1 protein-coding gene is annotated in these 1,762 nt (G+C 47.4%); it reads left to right on the forward strand.

The window, feature by feature from the left end:
- Window positions 1-174: 174 nt before the first annotated feature.
- Window positions 175-1,686 (forward strand): FAD-dependent oxidoreductase, encoded by a 1,512-nt coding sequence (locus QUA16_RS36545; RefSeq protein WP_333181793.1) that lies wholly within the window; start codon window positions 175-177, stop codon window positions 1,684-1,686.
- The last annotated feature ends 76 nt before the right edge of the window (window positions 1,687-1,762 follow it).

The raw sequence follows: 1,762 nt of genomic DNA on the forward strand, positions 1-1,762 counted from the left end.
CGCAAGCCCCTTTTCTCCATTAACTATGATTCTCTACGCTCCTTAAGCATCTCAGGAGTTTTCTGCACCACTAAGGGGATACCACCATACTCTCAGACGTATCTGATGAGTGTGCTATATTCAGATTTTCACCGATTGTCGGGGATTATCTGGATTAAAAGTATCAGGTACGCAATGTCAGCAGAATCGTCAACCCCCAAAATAGTCGTCGTCGGTGCAGGATGGGCCGGTTTAGGCGCTACCTATCACCTAGCCCAGCAAGGCTATGATGTCACCCTGTTAGAAGCAGGCCCTTATCCGGGTGGCTTAGTTGCAGGGTGGAAAACCGCCGGCGGGCGTTCCGTAGAAGCTGGGATTCATGGCTTCTGGTATCCCTACAAAAATATCTTTTCTTTAGTCAATGAATTAGGACTAGATCCGTTCACGCCTTGGACTCGTTCTTGTCAGTATTCACCAGCGGGATTGGAAGTAGAATCGCCGATTTTTCAGGACGAACCGCGCCTTCCTACACCGTTAGGAACCTTTCTTTACACCAGATTTAAAAGGCTGCCATTAGTCGATCGGCTTTCAGCGTTGCCCTTACTCTACGCTGTCCTAGATTTCGACAATTCCGACGAAGCTTGGCGCCGGTACGATCGCGTCACAGCCCGCGAACTATTCAAACAGTTTGGCGTTTCTGCAAGACTCTACCGCGATGCTTTTGAGCCTATGTTATTAGTAGGTTTATTTGCACCAGGAGAACAATGTTCTGCCGCCGCCGCTTTGGGAATGCTTTATTATTTCATATTAGCACACCAACCGGATTTTGATGTAGTTTGGTGTCGCGGAACTGTCGGAGAAAAAATCTTTCGCCCCTGGGTCGATTGCCTGGAAAAACTCGGTGCAAAAGTATTGACAAAGCAGCGAGTTACTGATTTAAAAGTTGACAGCAACAACCGAGCCACAGGCGTTGTTTGCGGCGAAGAAACCTTCGAGGCAGATGCCGTTATTTTTGCAGTTGGCGTCACGGGAATGCAAAAAATTATCAGCACCAGCCCAGCTTTGCAAAGTCGCCAAGAGTTTCGGGACGCCATGAATTTGGGTGCAGTTGACGTGTTAGCTGTTCGCCTGTGGTTTGACCGAAAAATTGACATTCCCCTGCCTTCTAATGCCTGTTTTGGATTTAGTTCAACTACAGGTTGGACGTTTTTTGATTTGAATGCTTTGCACGACGAATTTCGAGACGAACCGGGAACAGTTGTCGAAGCTGACTTTTATCACGCAAATCAATTAATTCCCCTAAAAGATGAGGAAATTGTTTCCTTAGTTCAGCGGGATTTAGCGACTTGCATCCCCGCTTTTCGGGAGGCAAAAGTAATTGACAGCAGCGCGATTCGGCTGTCGCGGGCAGTGACGCATTTTGCCCCTGGTAGCTATCAATATTTATTGCCGGCGGTAACAAGTTATGATAATGTATTGATGAGCGGCGATTGGGTTGTGACTCGTCACGGTTCTTGGTCGCAGGAAAAAGCTTATGTTACTGGTTTGGAAGCGGCAAATTTGGTAATTTCGCGTTTCGGAATCGGAAACAAAGCGGCAATTATTCCCGTGGAAGCTGACGAACCGCACATTCAAATCGGGAGAAAGATTAATCAGTTTACTCGCAGTTTGACTAAAACATTCATTCCCGATTTTTGGTTGCCATAAGGGGAGCATCTCACCTTTGCAGCCCTCCGCTAGAAATTGGAGTTTTGAGGCAGGAGGCAGGAGGCAGGAGGCAGAA

Origin of the sequence: Microcoleus sp. S13_C3 (assembly GCF_036700905.1) — a bacterium.
In the GTDB taxonomy this organism is placed as follows: domain Bacteria; phylum Cyanobacteriota; class Cyanobacteriia; order Cyanobacteriales; family Microcoleaceae; genus Microcoleus.